General features: G+C 66.9%; 15 protein-coding genes. 12 read left to right on the top strand and 3 right to left on the bottom strand.

Annotation, left to right across the window (positions count from 1 at the left end):
• Positions 1–17: 17 nt before the first annotated feature.
• Complete coding sequence (locus IE224_RS08590) at positions 18–767, bottom strand: bifunctional sulfate adenylyltransferase/adenylylsulfate kinase (RefSeq protein WP_191309455.1); 750 nt, start codon at positions 765–767, stop codon at positions 18–20.
• An 87-nt stretch (positions 768–854) separates the two neighbouring features.
• Between IE224_RS08590 and IE224_RS08585 the strand changes: the two genes are divergently transcribed.
• Together IE224_RS08585 and xylB are read left to right on the top strand one after the other, a co-directional pair.
• The gene (locus IE224_RS08585) at positions 855–1,547 is read left to right on the top strand and encodes an HAD family hydrolase (RefSeq protein WP_191309453.1); all 693 of its coding nucleotides are present in this window, start codon (positions 855–857) and stop codon (positions 1,545–1,547) included.
• Positions 1,548–1,602: 55 nt separating this feature from the next.
• Positions 1,603–3,054, top strand: coding sequence for a xylulokinase (xylB, locus tag IE224_RS08580; RefSeq protein WP_191309451.1), 1,452 nt, complete (start codon positions 1,603–1,605; stop codon positions 3,052–3,054).
• A gap of 5 nt (positions 3,055–3,059) precedes the next feature.
• Here the strand turns inward: xylB and IE224_RS08575 are convergent, their stop codons facing one another.
• Positions 3,060–4,313, bottom strand: a complete 1,254-nt coding sequence (locus IE224_RS08575) for an ATP-binding protein (protein ID WP_191309449.1) — start codon at positions 4,311–4,313, stop codon at positions 3,060–3,062.
• On the bottom strand, positions 4,310–5,029 hold the full coding sequence (locus IE224_RS08570) for a response regulator transcription factor (RefSeq protein ID WP_167622429.1): 720 nt from the start codon (positions 5,027–5,029) through the stop codon (positions 4,310–4,312). The genes IE224_RS08575 and IE224_RS08570 overlap by 4 nt, the downstream gene beginning before the upstream one ends.
• Before the next feature lie 206 nt (positions 5,030–5,235).
• Here IE224_RS08570 and IE224_RS08565 point away from each other — a divergent pair, with 206 nt between their 5' ends.
• The 10 genes from IE224_RS08565 (at position 5,236) to ugpE (ending at position 16,861) form a co-directional block, all read left to right on the top strand.
• Positions 5,236–6,450 carry an efflux RND transporter periplasmic adaptor subunit gene (locus tag IE224_RS08565; RefSeq protein WP_191309447.1) on the top strand — a complete coding sequence of 405 codons (1,215 nt, stop codon included), beginning with the start codon at positions 5,236–5,238 and terminating at the stop codon, positions 6,448–6,450.
• Between the two features lie 3 nt (positions 6,451–6,453).
• Positions 6,454–8,400 (top strand): MacB family efflux pump subunit, encoded by a 1,947-nt coding sequence (locus IE224_RS08560; protein WP_229849296.1) that lies wholly within the window; start codon positions 6,454–6,456, stop codon positions 8,398–8,400.
• Positions 8,401–8,531: 131 nt separating this feature from the next.
• On the top strand, positions 8,532–9,506 hold the full coding sequence (locus tag IE224_RS08555; protein ID WP_191309445.1) for a tripartite tricarboxylate transporter substrate-binding protein: 975 nt from the start codon (positions 8,532–8,534) through the stop codon (positions 9,504–9,506).
• Positions 9,507–9,561: 55 nt separating this feature from the next.
• Positions 9,562–10,026: a tripartite tricarboxylate transporter TctB family protein gene (locus tag IE224_RS08550; RefSeq protein ID WP_191309443.1), complete on the top strand. Its 465-nt coding sequence runs from the start codon at positions 9,562–9,564 to the stop codon at positions 10,024–10,026.
• A 10-nt stretch (positions 10,027–10,036) separates the two neighbouring features.
• Positions 10,037–11,545: a tripartite tricarboxylate transporter permease gene (locus IE224_RS08545; protein ID WP_167622433.1), complete on the top strand. Its 1,509-nt coding sequence runs from the start codon at positions 10,037–10,039 to the stop codon at positions 11,543–11,545.
• Positions 11,546–11,568: 23 nt separating this feature from the next.
• On the top strand, positions 11,569–12,531 hold the full coding sequence (locus IE224_RS08540; RefSeq protein WP_191309440.1) for a Bug family tripartite tricarboxylate transporter substrate binding protein: 963 nt from the start codon (positions 11,569–11,571) through the stop codon (positions 12,529–12,531).
• A gap of 77 nt (positions 12,532–12,608) precedes the next feature.
• Positions 12,609–13,592, top strand: a complete 984-nt coding sequence (locus tag IE224_RS08535; RefSeq protein ID WP_191309438.1) for a DUF808 domain-containing protein — start codon at positions 12,609–12,611, stop codon at positions 13,590–13,592.
• A gap of 168 nt (positions 13,593–13,760) precedes the next feature.
• Positions 13,761–15,074 carry a sn-glycerol-3-phosphate ABC transporter substrate-binding protein UgpB gene (gene ugpB, locus IE224_RS08530; RefSeq protein ID WP_191309436.1) on the top strand — a complete coding sequence of 438 codons (1,314 nt, stop codon included), beginning with the start codon at positions 13,761–13,763 and terminating at the stop codon, positions 15,072–15,074.
• Between the two features lie 60 nt (positions 15,075–15,134).
• On the top strand, positions 15,135–16,013 hold the full coding sequence (gene ugpA / locus IE224_RS08525; protein WP_191309434.1) for a sn-glycerol-3-phosphate ABC transporter permease UgpA: 879 nt from the start codon (positions 15,135–15,137) through the stop codon (positions 16,011–16,013).
• The gene (ugpE, locus tag IE224_RS08520) at positions 16,013–16,861 is read left to right on the top strand and encodes a sn-glycerol-3-phosphate ABC transporter permease UgpE (protein ID WP_167622437.1); all 849 of its coding nucleotides are present in this window, start codon (positions 16,013–16,015) and stop codon (positions 16,859–16,861) included. Before ugpA ends, ugpE begins: the two co-directional genes overlap by 1 nt.
• Positions 16,862–16,864 lie beyond the last annotated feature (3 nt).

Raw genomic sequence — 16,864 nt, 5'->3', positions numbered from 1 at the left:
GTGACATCAGGCCCGGCCTAGCGGTTCCCGTCGGGCAGAACCATCGGCAGCCCGATCCGGTCCTGATGCGGGCGGTAAATTTCCCGTGCGGCGGCGTCGGGCAGGAACAGATGCGTCGCCCCATGATTGCGCGCGACAAGCGCCTGCCACAGCAGGCCGCGGGGACCTTCGGGCGGTCCTGCGGCCAGGGGCGCCAGCACGGCATCGCCGGGCGCATCGACCACGACACCTGGCGCGGTCTGGACCAGCAGCGCCGCGCCCATGCGGGCGACCAGCGTCGCGGCCATCTCCACATCCGCCTGGGACGCAGGCAGGACTGCCAGCACCTGACCGGTTCCTCGGCCCCGGAACAGGGCGCGCAGCGCGTTGGGGGTCGGGCCGCTGCCGGGGCGGCGCAGGCCCTTGACCTTGCCCCCTAAGCGGGTCGGGTCGCCCCAGCGGTCGGTCACCGACAGCACCGCCACGACGCCACCCGCGTCGCGCAGCGCAATGTCGTGGCCGGGTTCGACCCCCCGGGCGAAATCCGCCGCGACCCGAAGGGCAAAGGGCACTGGCCATCCCCTGTCCCCGCCTTCGCAAGCCGCGCGATAATCGGCCTCGGTCATGTAGCCGCGCAGCGGGGTGAAGCCGCCGCTTAGAAGCAGGTCAAGCTCGGCCACCTGGCGGGCATCCAGCGCCCATGCGGGCAGCTTCTCGGCCTCGGCCCCCAGGGCGGTCGCGGCGTCGGGGGACACGAAAAGCTCTCGGACAGGAAGGAAATGCGTCATGCCCACCCGCCTAGCGCAGCAGGCGCCGTTTGTCATCCGCGCCCGATCCGTGTAGGCATCAGGCCGTTATCGCAACCAGGGGGCCGCATGACCGATATCCGCGCCGTGATCTTCGACATGGACGGCTGCCTTGTGGACAGCGAGCCGATGTCGCTGGAAACGCTGGCCGAGATGATGGCGGTCGAGGGGCTGCATGCCACCCCGGACGAGCTGCGCCGCAAATTCCTGGGCATGTCGATTCAGGCCATTGTCCGGCACCTCAGCGAGGCGCTTGACCGGCCCGACCTGCCCGACTTCGCCCGCATCTTCGAGGAACGGCTGCTGGCGCGCTATCCTTCCGAATTGCGGGTGATCCCCGGCATTCCGGCACTGCTGGACGATCTGGCCGCGCGCGGCGTGACGGTGGCCATCGCCACCGGCAGTTCGGTCCGCAGGCTGGGCATCACGCTGGATGTGGCGGGTCTGGCGGGCCAGTTCGGCGACCGCATCTTCAGCGCCGATCAGGTGCGGCGCGGCAAGCCCGCCCCCGACCTGTTCCTGCTGGCCGCCCAAAGCGTGGGCATCGCCCCCGAAGCCTGCGCGGTGATGGAGGATTCCCCGCACGGGATCACCGGCGCCCGCGCCGCAGGGATGCGCGCGGTGGGCTTCACCGGCGGCAGCCATCTTGTCGGGATGCAGGACGACCATGCCCGCCGCCTGAGCGAGGCTGGCGCGGCGATCGTGCTGCCGGATCTGGATGGGATGGCGGCGGCACTGCTGGACAGGCCGGGACGGGTCTGACGGCGACCATCATTCGCAAGACAAGGGCGGCAAGGCCGCAGGGGAGAGAGGGAAGATGAGCTATCTGGGAATCGATCTGGGCACGTCGGGGCTGCGGGCGCTGCTGGTGGAGGAAGGCGGCAGGCCCGTCGGATCGACGGAACGGCATTATCCGGTCAGTCATCCCCATTCCGGCTGGTCGGAACAGGATCCCGCCGATTGGATCGGCGCACTTGAAGGGGCCATTGCGGAACTGCGCGACCGCCACCCGGAATTTGCCGGCCTTCGCGGCATTGGCGTTGCAGGCCACATGCATGGCGCGACCCTGCTGGACGCGGACGATCGGGTGATCCGGCCCTGCATCCTGTGGAACGACACCCGCAGCCACGCCGAGGCCGCAAGGCTGGACGCGACGCCGGGGGTGCGGGATCTGTCGGGCAATATCGTCTTTCCGGGCTTCACCGCGCCCAAGCTGGAATGGGTCCGCGCGCATGAACCGCAGAACCATGCCCGGATCGCACGGGTGCTGCTGCCCGCTGCCTATCTTAACCTGTATCTCACCGGCGATCATGTGACCGACATGTCTGATGCGGCAGGCACGTCCTGGCTGGATACGGGCGCGCGGGACTGGTCGGACGCGCTGCTGGCTGCGGGCCACATGCGGCGCGACCAGATGCCCCGGCTGGTCGAAGGCTCGGCCCCCGCAGGCAGACTGCGCGCGGACCTGGCGCAGGCCTGGGGGCTGTCGCAGCCGGTAGTGGTGGCCGGGGGCGCGGGCGACAATGCCGCCGCCGCCTGCGGGATCGGCGCCATGCGCGAAGGCCAGGGCTTCGTGTCGTTGGGAACATCGGGCGTGCTGCTGGCGGCGCGCGACGGCTATCACCCCGCGCCGGAAACGGCGCTGCACACCTTCTGCCACGCGGTGCCGGGAACCTGGTACCAGATGGGCGTGATGCTGTCGGCGACCGACAGCCTGAACTGGCTGTCCGGGATCACCGGCGCGCGCCCTGCCGACCTGACCGCCTCCCTGGGCGAGACGCTGCGCGCGCCGGGGCCGGTGCGCTTCCTGCCCTATCTGTCGGGCGAACGGACGCCGCACAACGATGCGGTGATCCGGGGCGCCTTCACCGGCCTGGGGTCGGGCACCACGCGCGACGACATGACCCGCGCCGTTCTGGAAGGCGTGGCCTTCGGCTTGCGCGACAGCCACCAGGCGCTGAAGGAAACGGGCGCCCGGCTGGACCGGATGATGGCGATCGGCGGCGGGGCGCGGTCGCGTTACTGGCTGCGGGTGATCGCCACGACGCTGGACGTGACCCTGACCCTGCCCGCCGATGGCGAATTCGGCGCAGCCCTGGGCGCGGCTCGGCTGGGCATGGTCGCGGCAGGCGCGGGCAGCATGGCCCAGGTCATGACCGCCCCCGACATGGTCGAGGAAATCGCCCCCGATGCCACCCTGCGCGACGATTTCGAGGCCGCCTATCACGCCTTCCGCGCGGCCTACCCGGCGATTCGCGGCGCGCAGTAGGCGCGTCAGGCGATCCGCGCGGGCAGCGTCACGGTCTGGCGCAGCCCGCGCGGCTGGATGTTCGCAAGCGCGATCCGGCCGCCAAGCTGGTCCAGGATCTGCCGGGCAATCGCCATGCCCAGCCCTGCGCCCGGCAGCGCCTTGCGGCGGCCCTTGTCCACCCGGAAGAACGGCTCGAAGGCGCGTTCCATCAGCGCCTCGGGGATGCCGGGGCCGTCATCCTCGATCACCAGTTCGGCCCCTTCCCCGTCGTGGCGCAGACGGACGCGCGCGGCCTTGCCGTGGGTCGCCGCATTGATGACCAGGTTGCGGATGGCGCGCTTCAGCGACAACGGATCGGCGCTGGCCACCAGCGCCGCAAGCGGTCCAAGCGTGACCAGGTAATTCAGGGCGCGCAACTCGGCGACGATTTCGCCCACAAGCCGGTCAAGCCGCAGATCCTGCGCCTCTCCTTGGGTCACCTGGTCGCGGACCAGCCGGATCGCGCTGTCGGCGATGGCGTCCAATTCGGCCAGGTCGGCCAGCCATTTCTCGCGCTCGGCGTCGTCCTCGACGAATTCGGCGCGCAGGCGCATCCGGGTCATGGGCGTGCGCAGGTCGTGGCCCGCCGCCGCGACAAGGCGCATCCGGCTTTCCATCGCCGATTTCAGCCGCGCCGACAGGTGGTTCAGCGCCCGCGCCGTGGCTTGGGTTTCGGGCAGTCCGGTTTCCGGGATCGGCACCAGCACGCCGTCGCGGCCGATTCGGTCCACGGCGCCTTCCAGGATCCGCAAGGGCCCGGTGATCCGCGTGGCGGCCACCAGCGACACGGCCGTGGCCCCGGTCACGATCAGCGCCATCCAGGCCGCGAAGATGCGCCACCCCCCGCGCGGCGGCCGCAGGTCCGGCAAGGGCAGGATCACCCAGCCGTCCCCAAGGTCGACCGAGATGCGCCGCGTCGTCCCCTGCGGATCCTCGGTCACCACGAACCGGTTCTGCAGGCCCTGCTTTGCAAGCGTTCGGGTCCAACGCTGGGTCGATCGGTCGCGCACCTCGCCGGCGGCAGGGCGGTCGGCGAACAGCATTCCCGCAGCCTCGGCCGCCGCGCGATCGGTCTGGGCAAAGCGGACGTTCCAGGCGATCTGTCGGGCCACGGGGATCACCGCGGCCTCGGGCAACGGTCGCTGGACCAGTTGCACCGCGACAAGCGTCGCCAGGGCGATCACCACGACGATGGCCAGGATCATGAAGCCCGCGATCCGGTTGCGCAGCGAGGTCATGGGCCCGGCGCCTCGACCGCGACGGGGACGGCAAGCTGATAGCCGCCGTTCCGCACAGTCTTGAAGACGGCGGGCACGGCATCGGTGGCAAGCTTGCGGCGCAGCCTGCTCATCAGCACGTCGATGGACCGATCGAGCGGGTCGCGGTCCCGGCCTTGCGTCAGATCCAGCAGCAGATCGCGCGACAGGACCCGGCCGGGGCGCACCAGGAAGGCCATCAGAAGGTCGAACTCGGCCCCGGTCAGGTCGATGTCGGCCCCGCCCGCGACAACCCGGCGTTGGTCCGGAAGCACCCGGAAGCCCGCGAACAGATAGCTGCCGGCAGGCTGAGGGGGTTCATCGCCGCCGCTGCGGCGCAGGACGGCGCGGATGCGGGCGGTCAATTCGCGTGGGTTGAAGGGCTTGCCCAGGTAATCGTCGGCGCCGATCTCCAGCCCCACGATGCGGTCGACATCTTCCTTCAAGGCCGTCAGCAGGATCACCGGGATGCGCGGCCGCTGGTCTTGAAGGCCGCGGCAGATCTCCAACCCGGTGCCATCGGGCAGCATCACATCCAGCACGATAAGGTCGGGCGGCGCGTCGGCCACCCGTGCCAGGCATTCGCGCCGGTCCTGCGCAGTGGTGACGCGAAACCCCTGCCCGCCCAGATAGCGGGCCAGAAGGCTGCGGATTTCGGCGTCGTCGTCGACGACAAGGATATGCGGGTTGCCGGTCATGTCGGTCCTGATCGCCTTTCTGCCACCCGCAATATAGGGGGCGTGCCGCCCCCCTGCCCGCATTTTTGCAACCGAACGTTTCCGTGCCGCCGCTGGAAATGTTGATTTACAAATCTGGTCCGCCGCGCCGGGCTGGCCCCATTGGATCCGGGCCTGCCGGCGCTATCTACTGATGGGGAAGATCGGCTGGATCGGGGATCAACTGGATGCGCTTCGGGTTTCGTCACGGCGTGGCGGCATTGGCGGTCTGCGGCGCGCTTGCGGCGGGGGCCGCGGCACTTGGCGTCGGGCAATCCCAGGGCGGCGACGGATCGCAGGTGCTGACCGCCCCCGTCGCGCGCGGCGATATCGAGGTGACGGTGCTGGCCCAAGGGACGATCAAGCCCCGCAATCTGGTCGCGGTCGGCGCGCAGGCATCGGGGCGGATCACCACCATTGCGGTGGAACTGGGCCAGACCGTCCGCCAGGGCGATCTGATTGCCGAGATCGATTCCGTCAACCAGCGGAACGCGCTGAAATCCGCGGAATCGGATCTGGCCGTCGCCCGCGCCCAGCGGGTCGAGCGCGAGGCGACGCTGGATCTGGCGCTGCGGACGCTGGACCGGCTGGAAAAGTTGCAAAGCTCGAACCTGACCTTGCAGAACGAATATGACACCGCCGTCTCGAATGTGGCGGTGGCCCGGGCGCAGATCGACGCGCTTGATGCCCAGATCGCCCAGGCCGAAGTCGCGATCCAGACGGCCGAGGCGAACCTGGCCTATACCCGCATCACCGCGCCCGCCGACGGCACCGTGCTGGCGATCACCGCCCAGCAGGGCCAGACCGTCAACGCCGCGCAATCCGCCCCCACGATCGTCGTGCTGGGCGACCTGACCCAGATGGAGGTCTTTGCCCAGATTTCCGAGGCCGATATCGGACGGGTCGAACCCGGCCAGAAGGTCTGGTTCACCACCTTGGGCGCCCCCGACCGCCGATATGAAGCGGTGCTGGAAGCCGTGGCCCCTGCCCCCGAATCCATCGTGAACGACTCCAGCCTGGGCGGCGGCACCGGATCGGGCAGCACGGCGTCCGAGGCGATCTATTACAACGGCCGCTTTTCCGTTCCCAATCCCGACGGCCGGTTGCGCACCTACATGACGGCCGAGGTGCATATCGTCCTGGGCCAGGCGCGGGACGTGCTGACGGTGCCGTCCATCGCGCTTGGCGCGCCGGGTGCGGACGGGCAATACCGGCTTCAGGTGCAGGGCAGCGACGGTTCGCTTCAGGAACGCGCGGTCAGCGTGGGCCTGAACGACAAGGTCATGGCCGAGATCACCGACGGCCTGCAGGAAGGCGAGCAGATCGTCACAGGCAGCGGCACAAGCCAGGGCGGGCCGTCAGGCCGCAACCCCTTGGGCGGGATGCGCGGAATGCGGGGCTGATCCGTGGACGGGCAGCCGATCATCCAACTGGCGGGCATCGGGCGCAGCTATGTCCAGGGCGAAGGCAGCCTGACCGTGTTGCGCGACGTGGACCTGGCGATCATGCCGGGCGAATATGTGGCGATCATCGGCGCATCGGGTTCGGGCAAGACCACGCTGATGAACATCCTGGGCTGCCTGGACCGCCCCAGCACCGGCACCTACCGCTTTGCGGGCCAGGATATCGGCAGCTTCGACAACACCCGACTGGCCGCGCTGCGGCGCGAACGCTTCGGCTTCATCTTCCAGCGATACCACCTGCTGCCGGAACTGACCGCCCTTGGCAATGTCGAGATCCCGGCCGTCTATCGCGGCGAGGCGGCATCGGATCGCCGGGCGCGGGCGGCGCGGCTGCTAGACCGGCTGGGCATGGGCGCGCGGCTGGGGCACCGGCCCTCGGCCCTGTCGGGGGGCCAGCAGCAGCGTGTCTCCATCGCCCGCGCGCTGATGAACGACGCCAGCGTGATCCTGGCGGACGAGCCTACCGGCGCGCTCGACAGCCGCAGCGGCGAGGAGGTGCTGTCCATCCTGGACGAGCTGAACGCCGACGGCCGCACCATCATCGTCGTGACTCACGACCCCAAGGTCGCCGCCCGCGCCCGCCGCATCATCGAGATCAGCGACGGCCGCATCATCGGCGACCGCCGGAACCAGCCCGCCCCTGCCCCGGCGTCCCGCACGCCCGCCGCGAAACCCGCCCCCGCCCTGCCCGGCAGCGCCTTCTGGGAAGCGCTGCGGATGGCCGTCGTCTCGATGCGCGCCCACAAGCTGCGCAGCTTCCTGACCATGCTGGGCATCATCATCGGTATCGCATCCGTCGTGTCGGTGGTGGCGCTTGGCGAAGGCTCGCGCCAGCAGGTGCTGGCCAATATCTCGTCACTGGGCACCAATACGCTGGAGGTCTTTCCGGGCCGCGACTTCGGCGACATGCGGTCGGGCCGCATCAAGACGCTGGTCGCATCCGACGCCGAGGCGCTTGGCCGCCTGCCCTTTGTCGCGGCCGCGACGCCCGGCACCGCGACCACGGCCACCGTGCGCTTCGGCGCGGCCGAGGCCAATGCCCAGATCAGCGGCGTCGGCGGCGATTACTTCACGGTGACCGGATCGACGATCATTGCCGGGCGCAGCTTCGATGCATCCGCGGTCAGCCGCATGGCGCAAGAGGTGGTGATCGACACCAACACCCGCGACAGCCTGTTCGGGGGCCGCGCGGACAGCGGCGTGGGCCAGGTGATCTATGCGGGCAATGCCATGCTGCGGGTGATCGGCGTGGCCGAGATCGCCTCGCGCGGGCCCGGCGCCAGCCAGACGCTGCGGCTTTACGCACCCTATACTACCGTTCAGGCGCGCTATCTGGGGACCACGACGCTGTCCAGCCTGACGCTGCGGATCGCGGATGACGCCGACATGGCCGCGGCCGAGGATGCCGTGACCCAGTTCCTGACCCAGCGGCACGGGACCAAGGACTTCTTCATCGTCAACACCGACCAGATCCGCCAGACCATCACCAGCACGACCGGGGCGCTGACGCTGCTGATCTCTGCCATCGCGGTGATCTCGCTGGTGGTGGGCGGGATCGGGGTCATGAACATCATGCTGGTGTCGGTCACGGAACGGGTCTCCGAAATCGGGTTGCGCATGGCCGTGGGCGCGCGTCGCAGCGACATCCTGCAGCAGTTCCTGATCGAGGCCGTGCTGGTCTGCATGATCGGCGGCCTGCTGGGGATTGCCGCGGCGCTTGGCTTCAACCTGCTGTTCGACCGCCTGTCGACCAGCTTCACGATGATCCAGTCGCCTTGGGCGATGATCGCGGCCCTGGTCAGTTCGACCCTGATCGGAATCACCTTCGGCTTCCTGCCGGCGCGCAATGCCTCGCGCATGGACCCGGTGGCTGCGCTGTCCAGGGGGTGACGCCGCAGCGTCGAAATGCACGCGACGTGAAAACCGGCTGAAAAAATCGTTGTGTCCCCCGGACAAGCTGCGCAAAGTCTGTTCCAGCACGACGGCGCCCCGAAGCGCCGCACAGCAGTCTGGGAGGACACATGAAACTGACGAAGCTGATGGCGGGCCTTGCGGCCGCCACCATCCTGTCTGCGCCTGCTTTCGCGCAGGGCTATCCCGAACGCCAGATCACGATGGTGGTGCCGTTTTCGGCCGGCGGTCCCACCGATACCGTGGCCCGCCTGGTGGCCGAACGGATGTCGGCCGACCTGGGCCAGCAGATCGTGATCGAGAACGTCGGCGGCGCCGGCGGCACGCTGGGCGCGGGCAACGTCGCCAAGGCTGAAGCCGATGGCTATACGGTGCTGCTGCATCACATCGGCATGGCGACATCCGACACGCTGTATCGCAACCTGCCATACGAAACGCTGGACGCCTTCGAATATGTGGGCCTCGTCACCGAGGTCCCCATGGTGGTCACCGCCCGGCAGGATTTCGAACCCGCCGACTTTTCGGCCTTCATCGAATACGTCAAGGCCAACGCCGACAGCCTGACGCTGGCCAATGCGGGCATCGGCGCGGCAAGCCACCTGTGCGGGATGTTGCTGATGCAGGCCCTGGAAGCGCCGCTTGTCACCGTCCCATACAAGGGCACCGGCCCCGCGATGACCGATCTTCTGGGCGGGCAGGTCGACATCATGTGCGACCAGACCACCAACACCACCCAGCAGATCAAGGGCGGCACCATCAAGGCCTATGCCGTGACCACGCCGGAAAGGCTGGAGCTGTTCCCCGACCTGCCGACCGCCACCGAAAGCGGCCTCGAGACGATGCAGTTCGGCATCTGGCACGGCATCTACACGCCCAAGGGCACCCCGGCCGAGGTGAACCAGCGCTTGTCGGAATCCCTGCAAAAGGCGCTTGCCGACGAAGGCGTGGCAAAGGCCATGGCAGACCTCGGCACCTCGCCCTCGCCGGCCGAGGACGCCACGCCCGAGGCGCTGAAGGCCAAGCTGGAATCCGAGATTGCCCGCTGGAAGCCGGTGATCGAGGCCGCAGGCGTCTACGCCGACTGACCAAGCACCCGCCGCCATGCCCTGGCGGCGGGTCCACCTGACATGCGGGGGAACCATGTCCACGAAACCGAAAGACGGCACGGATATCGCCGCGGGCCTGCTGTTCATGGCCATCGCGGCCTTTTTCGCCTGGCAGGGGCTGGGCCTGGACATGGGCACGTCGTTGCGGATGGGACCGGGATATTTCCCGATGGTCCTGTCCGGCCTTCTGTTCATCCTGGGCGCGGTGATCCTGTTCAAGGCCTTCGGGCGGCCGGACGACGAACCCATCGGCCGCTTCGCCTGGCGGGGCATCCTGTTCATCCTGCCCGCGCCGATCTTCTTCGGCCTGACCGTGCGCGGCCTGGGCTTCGTCCCCGCGCTGTTCATCACCACGCTGATCGCGTCGCAGGCCTCGATGCGGATGCGCCCGCTGCCCGCGCTGATCCTGGCGATCGTCGTCACCATCCTGTCCACGCTGATCTTCAGCTATGGCCTGGGCCTGCCGTTCCGGCGCTTCGGCCCCTGGCTGCCGATCTGAGGGCGCGCAGATGGATCTGATTTCCAACCTTGCGATGGGCTTCGGCGTCGCGTCGTCGCTGGCCAACCTGATGTTCTGCCTGATCGGGGTGCTGCTGGGCACGCTGATCGGCGTGCTGCCCGGCATCGGCGCCACGGCGACCATCGCCATGCTGCTGCCCATCACCTTCCAGCTTGAACCCGTGTCGTCGCTGATCATGCTGGCGGGGATCTATTACGGCGCCCAGTACGGCGGGTCCACCACGGCGATCCTGATCAACATGCCGGGCGAAAGCAGTTCCGCCGTGACCGCCATCGACGGCTATCAGATGGCGCGCAAGGGCCGCGCGGGCACGGCGCTTGCCACCGCCGCCCTGGGGTCCTTCTTCGCGGGCAGCGTCGCGACCTTCCTGGTGGCGATCTTCGCGCCGCCCCTGACCACCATCGCGCTGAAGTTCGGCGCGGCCGAATATTTCAGCCTGATGGTCATGGGCCTGGTGATGTCGGTGGCGCTTGCCCACGGGTCGGTTCTGAAGGCGCTTGCCATGGTGGTGCTGGGCCTGTTGCTGGGCATGGTCGGCACCGATGTCTATACCGGCGCGCCGCGCTTCACGATGGGCATGAACCAGTTTGCCGACGGGCTGAACTTCGTGGCCGTGGCCGTGGGCGTCTTCGGCATCGCGGAAATCCTGCGCAACCTGGAGGACGAACACGACCGGCAGGTGATGACCAGGAACATCACCCGCCTGTTCCCGAACCGGGACGAGTTCCGCCAGATGATCGGCCCCGTCCTGCGCGGCACCGGCATCGGGTCGGTGCTGGGGATCCTGCCGGGCGGGGGCGCGATCCTGGCATCCTTCGCGTCCTACACGATCGAGAAGAAGGTTTCGAAGAACCCCGAAGAATTCGGCAAGGGGGCGCTTGCGGGTGTCGCCGGGCCGGAAAGCGCCAACAACGCGGGCGCGCAGACCAGCTTCATCCCGCTGCTGACGCTGGGCATTCCCGCGAACCCGGTGATGGCGCTGATGATCGGGGCGATGATCATCCAGGGGATCGTGCCGGGGCCGAACGTGGTCAGCGAGCAGCCGCAGTTGTTCTGGGGCATCATCGCGTCCATGTGGATCGGCAACCTGATGCTGGTGGTGCTGAACCTGCCCTTGATCGGGCTGTGGGTGAAGCTGCTGACCGTGCCATACTACGTCCTGTTCCCGATCATCATGGCGATGTGTTCGATCGGGGTCTATTCGGTCAACTCGAACCCCTACGACCTTTTCGCGGTCGCCTTCTTCGGCCTGCTTGGCTATGTCCTGTCCAAGCTGCGCTGCGAACCCGCACCCTTGCTGCTGGGCTTCGTCCTTGGCCCCCTGCTCGAGGAGAACCTGCGCCGGGCCATGATCCTGTCGCGCGGCGATCCCACCACCTTTGTCACCCGTCCGATCAGCGCCACGCTGCTGCTGCTGTCGCTGGCCATCCTGGTGCTGGTCTTCCTGCCCCAGATCCGCAAGCGCCGCGACGAGGTCTTCACCGAAAGCGACGCCTGAAACCCCAACGAACGGAGATCACCATGACATCCATCACCCGCAGGATCCTGCTGGGATCGGCCCTGGCCCTTGGCCTTGCCGGGGCTGCGGCCGCCGAGTTTCCCGAACGCCAGATCACCCTGGTCATCCCCTTCGCCGCAGGCGGTTCAACCGATGTTGTGGGCCGCATCGTCGCCGACCGGATGAGCCAGGAACTGGGCCAGCAGATCGTCGTGCAGAACGTCGGCGGCGCGGGCGGCAGCCTTGGCGCGCAACAGGTCGCCAATGCCGAGCCCGACGGCTACACGATCCTGATGGGCACGGTGGCGACCCATGCGCTGAACCCGCTGATCCTGAAGCAGAAGCCTTATGACCCGGTGGCGGATTTCGCGCCGGTGTCGCTCTTGGTACTGGTGCCGAACGTGCTGGCGGTCCATCCCGACGTGCCCGCCCAGACCGTGCAGGAACTGATCGACCTGGCCAAGGCCGAACCGCTGGCCTATGCCTCGTCCGGCAACGGCACGCCGCTGCACCTGTCGGGCGAATTGTTCAAGGCGATGGCGGACGTCGAGATCGACCACATTCCCTACAAGGGATCCGGTCCCGCGCTGACCGACGTGCTGGGCAACCAGGTGCCGATCATCTTCGACAACCTGCCCTCGGCCTCGGGCCATATCTCCAGCGGCAAGCTGCGCGCCCTGGGCGTGACCACGGCGGAACGCGCGCCCAGCTTCCCCGACGTGCCCGCCATTGCGGAAACCCTGCCGGGGTATGAAACCTACAGTTGGAACGCCCTATTCGCCCCGGCCGGAACGCCGCCCGAAGTGATCGAGGCGCTTGCCGCCGCCGCCCAGGCCACCATGGCCGATCCGGCCGTCGTCGAGCGGATGGGAGAGTTTTCGGCCACCGTCGTCGCATCGACCCCCGCCGAACTGGGCGAACATGTGACAGCCGAAATGGCCAAGTGGGAGCCCGTGGTCCGCGACGCCAACGTCAGCATGGATTGAACCAACTGGCCTGACAGGTGTTTGACTGGGCGCGGCCTGCCTGACGGGCCGCGCACGATACAGCCGACGAGGGATGGATGAGCGGACTTCTGGCACTTCTGGACGATGTGGCATCCATTTCCAAGGTCGCGGCAGCGTCCATCGACGATGTGACCGGACAGGCCGTAAAGGCCGGGGCCAAGGCCGCGGGCGCGGTCATCGACGACGCGGCGGTGACCCCTAAATACGTCCACGGCTTCGATGCCAGCCGCGAAATCCCCATCGTCTGGAAGATCGCGCGGGGATCGCTGTTCAACAAGCTGGTGATCCTGCTGCCCGTGGCGCTGCTGTTGTCGCAATTCGCGCCCTGGGCGATCGCGCCGCTGCTGATGCTGGGCGGGGCTTACCTGTGTTATGAAGGCGCCGAAAAGGTCGCCCATGCCTTGGGCTATGGCGATACCCATGACAGCGAAAAGCATACCCACGCCGAAGGCGATGGCGCCGCGTTGGAGGAAGCGCGCGTGGCAGGCGCCATCAAGACCGACTTCATCCTGTCGGCCGAGATCATGACCATCGCGCTGTCCACGATCCCTGCGACGGACACGCTGTGGATGCGGGCGCTGATCCTGGCCGTCGTGGCGGTTGGGATCACCGTCGCGGTTTACGGCTTTGTCGCGCTGATCGTTAAGGCCGACGACCTGGGCGTGCATCTGGCGACGCGGAAGAACGGTTTCTCCTCGGCCCTGGGGCGCGGCATCGTCAAGGTGATGCCGGGCTTCATGAAGACCCTCACGGTCGTGGGCACGGCGGCGATGATCTGGGTCGGCGGCCAGATCGTGCTGCATGGCTTTGCCGAAATGGGCTGGGCCGGTCCCTATGACTGGATCCACTACCAGGCCGAGGCTGCGGCCCATGCCGTTCCGCAGGCTCCGGGGCTGATCGCTTGGCTGGTGACGGCGTTCTTCGACGGCATCTTCGGGCTGGTCCTGGGCATGATCCTGATCCCGATCGCCCATTACATCATCAACCCGCTTTTGCAGGCGACGGTGGCCCCGCTGATGGCCCGCCTGCGCGGGGCTTGAAGCGGCACCCTGACGCAACGGCATGAAATCTCTCTTTCCCGGTGGTGGCTTGGAAAGATTGACCATGTGGTCAAAGGGTGTCACCTTCCTGTCATGCGGATGTTGCGTTCGCGTCACCTTGGTCCGTTAGGCCCGGCGCGAACAGCAACTCCATAAGGGGAGGAAATCATGAACAAACTTTTCGCAGCGTCCACCGTGGCGCTGATCGCGTCGCTGTCCGCGGCCAATGCGCAGACCGAAATCCAGTGGTGGCACGCCATGGGCGGCGAGCTGGGTGCGAAGCTGGAAGAAATCACCAAGGGCTTCAACGACAGCCAGGACGAATACACGGTCGTGCCGTCCTACAAGGGCACCTATCCCGAGACCATGACCGCCGCGATTGCCGCCTTCCGTGCGCAGCAGCAGCCCGCCATCGTGCAGGTCTTCGAGGTCGGGACCGGCACCATGATGGCCGCCGAGGGCGCCATCGTCCCGGTCCACCAGCTGATGGAGGAACAGGGCGCCGATTTCAATCCGCAAGCCTATCTGCCGTCCGTCGTGGGCTATTACACGGACACCAACGGCAACATGCTGTCGCTGCCCTTCAACAGCTCGACCCCGATCGTCTATTACAACAAGACCGTGTTCGAAAAGGCCGGCCTGGACCCGAACTCCCCGCCGAAGACCTGGGCCGAACTGGAAGAGTTCAGCACCAAGATCAAGGAATCCGGCGCGGCCAATTGCGGTTTCACGACCCAGTGGATCAGCTGGATCCAGACCGAGAACCTGTCGGCCTGGCACAACCAGCCGATCGGCACCGAGCAGAACGGCTTTGGCGGCACAAGCGCGCGCCTGACGCTGAACGGGCCGGTCCAGGTCAAGCATTGGGAAAACCTGAAGCGCCTGTCCGACGAAGGCATCTTCAAGTATGGCGGCCCGGTGGGCGGCGACAACGCGGCGCCGATGTTCTATTCCCAGGACTGCGCCATGTACATGGCAAGCTCGGCCAGCCGCGCGGGCGTGATCGCGAACGCCAAGGACTTTGAAGTCGGCTACGGGATGCTGCCCTATTACGACGACGTCGAGGGCGCGCCGCAGAACTCGATCATCGGAGGCGCCTCGCTCTGGGTGCTGTCGGGCAAGCCGGACGAGGAATATGCAGGCGTCGCGAAGTTCTTCGAATACCTGTCCTCGCCCGAGGTGCAGGCGGACTGGGCGTCCTTCTCGGGCTATCTGCCGATAACCCAGGCGGCGATGGACCAGATGGCCACCTTCTATTCGGAAAACCCCGGCGCGGACACCGGCATCAAGCAGATCACGCTGAACGAGCCGACCGAGAACTCGAAGGGGCTGCGCTTTGGCAACTATGTCCAGATCCGCGGCATCATCGACGAGGAGTTCGAGCAGTTGCTGTCCGGCTCCAAGGACGCCCAAGGCGCGCTGGATTCCGTGGTCGAACGCGGCAACGCGCTGATCGCCGAATTCGAAGCGCAGAACCAGTAAGCACCATCCTGGGGCCGCGCCATCCGCGCGGCCCCATTCCATTTCTGAAGGCAGGGCTGGATGAAGCGCACCTTATTTCGAAACCAGTTGCTGCCCTGGTTGCTGCTGGCACCACAGCTGGCGATCACCTTCATCTTCTTCTTGTGGCCTGCGGCCCAGGCAGTAAGGCAAAGCTTCCTGCGCCAGGACGCCTTCGGCATCAACACCACCTTCGTGGGCCTGTCGAACTTCCAGGCGCTGTGGAACAGCCCGGAATACCTCAACTCGCTTCAGGTCACGGCGGTCTTCGCGGTGTTGGTCACGGTACTGTCGATGGGCTTCGCCCTGCTGCTGGCGGTGGCCGTGGACCGGATGATCCGGTCGACCAGCGTCTATACCACGCTGCTGGTCTGGCCCTATGCCGTGGCCCCGGCGGTTGCGGGAATCCTGTGGTGGTTCATCTTCAACCCGACCATCGGCGTGATGCCCTATTTCCTGGACGCCATCGGCTATGACTGGAACCACATCAGCTCCAAGACCGACGCGATGACGCTGGTGGTGATCGCATCCGCCTGGAAGCAGATCAGCTACAACTTCCTGTTCTTCGTGGCTGGGCTGCAATCCGTGCCCGCCAGCCTGCGAGAGGCTGCCGCCATCGACGGCGCCGGCCCGGTCAGGCGCTTCTTCGACATCACCGTGCCGCTTCTGTCGCCCACGACCTTCTTCCTGCTGGTCGTCAACATCGTCTACGCCATGTTCGACACCTTCGGCGTCATCGACGCCACGACCGAGGGGGGCCCGGCGCAGGCTACCAACATCTTGGTCTACAAGGTCTATTTCGACGGCTTCGTGGGGCAGAACATGGGATCGTCCGCCGCCCAGTCGGTGATCCTGATGCTGATCGTGATCGCGCTGACGGTGGTCCAGTTCCGCTATGTCGAAAAGAAGGTGGCCTACTGATGATCGAGAACCGTCCCGGCCTGAACCTTCTGGCGCACCTGACCCTGATGCTAGGGGTGGCCATCGTCGCCCTGCCCGTCTGGGTGGCCTTTGTCGCATCCACCCATACCGCGACCGACTTCATGTCGGGCACGATCCCGCTGTGGCCCGGCCCGCACCTGATCGAGAATTACAGCCAGATGCTGGGCGCGGGCGTGTCCACCAGCGGCACGCCCCCCGTGGGCACGATGATGCTGAACAGCCTGATCATGGCGCTGCTGATCGCCTGCGGAAAGATCGCGATCTCGATCACCTCGGCCTTCGCCATCGTCTATTTCCGCTTTCCGCTCCGCAACATGGCCTTCTGGTGCATCTTCATCACCATGATGCTGCCGGTCGAGGTGCGGATCGTGCCGACCTTCCAAGTGGTGGCCGACTTGGGGATGCTGAACAGCTATGCCGGGCTGTCGATCCCGCTGATCGCGTCCGCCACCGCGACCTTCCTGTTCCGGCAGGTCTTCCTGACCATCCCGGACGAATTGACCGAGGCCGCGCGGATCGATGGTGCGGGCCCCATGAAGTTCTTCCGCGACATCCTGCTGCCCTTGTCGCGGACCAACATCGCGGCATTGTTCGTGATCCTGTTCATCTATGGCTGGAACCAATACCTGTGGCCGCTGCTCATTACGACCAGCAGCGATTATTACACCATCGTCGCGGGCATCAAGCGCATGGCCGACGCCGTGGACGGGCTGCCGCAATGGCATCTGGTGATGGCGACCGCCATGCTGGCGATGCTGCCCCCCGTTGCCGTTGTGATCGGGATGCAGCGCCTGTTCGTCAAAGGTCTTGTCGAGACGGAGAAGTAAGAA

This window comes from Paracoccus aerius (assembly GCF_014656455.1).
GTDB lineage: Bacteria > Pseudomonadota > Alphaproteobacteria > Rhodobacterales > Rhodobacteraceae > Paracoccus > Paracoccus aerius.
The sequence above is the reverse complement of the archived record's forward strand: the minus strand, read 5'-3'. Positions and strand labels throughout refer to the sequence as shown.

Excerpts from the sequence above, each read along its gene's own strand:
- IE224_RS08585 (WP_191309453.1), top strand. The coding sequence starts at position 855 with ATGACCGATATCCGCGCCGTGATCTTCGACATGGACGGCTGCCTTGTG.
- IE224_RS08575 (WP_191309449.1), bottom strand. The coding sequence starts at position 4,313 with ATGACCTCGCTGCGCAACCGGATCGCGGGCTTCATGATCCTGGCCATC.
- ugpB (WP_191309436.1), top strand. The coding sequence starts at position 13,761 with ATGAACAAACTTTTCGCAGCGTCCACCGTGGCGCTGATCGCGTCGCTG.
- IE224_RS08570 (WP_167622429.1), bottom strand. The coding sequence starts at position 5,029 with ATGACCGGCAACCCGCATATCCTTGTCGTCGACGACGACGCCGAAATC.
- IE224_RS08540 (WP_191309440.1), top strand. The coding sequence starts at position 11,569 with ATGACATCCATCACCCGCAGGATCCTGCTGGGATCGGCCCTGGCCCTT.
- ugpE (WP_167622437.1), top strand. The coding sequence starts at position 16,013 with ATGATCGAGAACCGTCCCGGCCTGAACCTTCTGGCGCACCTGACCCTG.
- IE224_RS08555 (WP_191309445.1), top strand. The coding sequence starts at position 8,532 with ATGAAACTGACGAAGCTGATGGCGGGCCTTGCGGCCGCCACCATCCTG.
- IE224_RS08550 (WP_191309443.1), top strand. The coding sequence starts at position 9,562 with ATGTCCACGAAACCGAAAGACGGCACGGATATCGCCGCGGGCCTGCTG.
- xylB (WP_191309451.1), top strand. The coding sequence starts at position 1,603 with ATGAGCTATCTGGGAATCGATCTGGGCACGTCGGGGCTGCGGGCGCTG.
- IE224_RS08590 (WP_191309455.1), bottom strand. The coding sequence starts at position 767 with ATGACGCATTTCCTTCCTGTCCGAGAGCTTTTCGTGTCCCCCGACGCC.
- IE224_RS08535 (WP_191309438.1), top strand. The coding sequence starts at position 12,609 with ATGAGCGGACTTCTGGCACTTCTGGACGATGTGGCATCCATTTCCAAG.
- ugpA (WP_191309434.1), top strand. The coding sequence starts at position 15,135 with ATGAAGCGCACCTTATTTCGAAACCAGTTGCTGCCCTGGTTGCTGCTG.
- IE224_RS08565 (WP_191309447.1), top strand. The coding sequence starts at position 5,236 with ATGCGCTTCGGGTTTCGTCACGGCGTGGCGGCATTGGCGGTCTGCGGC.
- IE224_RS08545 (WP_167622433.1), top strand. The coding sequence starts at position 10,037 with ATGGATCTGATTTCCAACCTTGCGATGGGCTTCGGCGTCGCGTCGTCG.